Origin of the sequence: Streptomyces sp. NPDC051219 (assembly GCF_040682335.1) — a bacterium.
Lineage (GTDB): Bacteria > Actinomycetota > Actinomycetes > Streptomycetales > Streptomycetaceae > Streptomyces.
Map to the genome: position 1 here is coordinate 1 of NZ_JBFBAS010000083.1, position 1,769 is coordinate 1,769.

1 protein-coding gene is annotated in these 1,769 nt (G+C 70.1%); it reads right to left on the minus strand.

The features are described from left to right. Positions 1 to 1,761, minus strand: a complete 1,761-nt coding sequence (locus tag AB0M62_RS34790) for a biotin carboxylase N-terminal domain-containing protein (protein WP_366078326.1) — start codon at positions 1,759 to 1,761, stop codon at positions 1 to 3. Positions 1,762 to 1,769: the final 8 nt, after the last annotated feature.

Below are 1,769 nucleotides of genomic sequence, written 5' to 3' on the forward strand. Positions count from 1 at the left end.
TCAGTCCTTGATTTCGCAGATGGTGGCGCCGGAGGTGACGGAGGCGCCGACCTCGGCGGCCAGGCCCTTGATGGTGCCGGAGCGGTGGGCGTTGAGGGGCTGTTCCATCTTCATGGCTTCCAGGACGACGATGAGGTCGCCCTCGTTGACCTCCTGGCCCTCCTCCACCGCGATTTTGACGATGGTGCCCTGCATGGGGGAGGCGAGGGTGTCGCCGGAGGCGGCGGTGCCGGTCTTCTTGGCTGCCCGTCGTTTGGGCTTGGCGCCGCCGGCGGCGGCGGTGCGGGCCAGTGTCATGCCCAGGGAGGACGGCAGCGAGACTTCCAGGCGCTTGCCGCCGACCTCGACCACGACGGTCTCGCGGCCCGGTTCCTCGTCGGTGTCCAGGTCCGCGGGCGGGGTGAAGGCGGGGATGTCGTTGACGAACTCGGTTTCGATCCACCGGGTGTGGACGGTGAAGGGGCCCTTGTCGGGGGCGAAGGCGGGGTCGGTGACGACGGCGCGGTGGAAGGGGATGGCGGTGGCCATGCCTTCGACGTTGAACTCGGCCAGTGCGCGGGCGGCGCGTTGGAGGGCTTGTTCGCGGGTGGCGCCGGTGATGATCAGTTTGGCGAGCAGGGAGTCCCAGGCAGGGCCGATGACGGAGCCGGACTCGACGCCGGCGTCGAGGCGGACGCCGGGGCCGGTGGGTGGGGCGAAGAGGGTGACGGTGCCGGGGGCGGGCAGGAAGTTGCGGCCGGGGTCTTCGCCGTTGATGCGGAACTCGATGGCGTGGCCGCGCAGTTCGGGGTCGTCGTATCCGAGGGGCTCGCCGTCGGCGATGCGGAACATCTCGCGGACGAGGTCGATGCCGGTGACTTCTTCGGTGACCGGGTGTTCGACCTGGAGGCGGGTGTTGACCTCGAGGAAGGAGATGGTGCCGTCGGTGCCGACGAGGAATTCCACCGTGCCGGCGCCGACGTAGCCGGCTTCCTTCAGGATGGCTTTGGAGGCTGCGTAGAGTTCGGCGTTCTGTGCGTCGGACAGGAACGGGGCGGGGGCTTCCTCGACCAGTTTCTGGTGGCGGCGCTGGAGGGAGCAGTCGCGGGTGGAGACGACGACGACGTTGCCGTGGGTGTCGGCCAGGCACTGGGTCTCGACGTGGCGGGGCTTGTCGAGGTAGCGCTCGACGAAGCATTCGCCGCGGCCGAAGGCTGCGACGGCTTCGCGGACGGCGGAGTCGTAGAGCTCGGGTACTTCTTCGAGGGTGCGGGCGACTTTCAGGCCGCGGCCGCCGCCGCCGAAGGCGGCTTTGATGGCGATCGGCAGGCCGTGTTCGCGGGCGAAGGCGACGACCTCGTCGGCTCCGGAGACGGGGTCGGGGGTGCCGGCCACCAGGGGGGCGCCGGCGCGTTGTGCGATGTGGCGGGCGGCGACCTTGTCGCCGAGGTCGCGGATCGCTTGCGGGGGCGGGCCGATCCAGGTCAGGCCGGCGTCGGACACGGCCTGGGCGAAGTCGGCGTTCTCGGAGAGAAATCCGTAGCCCGGGTGGATGGCGTCTGCACCCGAATCCTTTGCGGCCTGCAACACCTTGGCCATGTCCAGATAACTGGCAGCCGGGGTGTCACCGCCCAGCGCGAACGCCTCGTCGGCCGCGCGGACGTGCAGAGCGTCCCGGTCCGGATCGGCGTAGACGGCTACGCTCGCGATCCCGGCGTCCCGGCAGGCCCGGGCAACGCGGACAGCGATTTCGCCTCGGTTGGCGATGAGCACCTTGCGCACGATGGCTC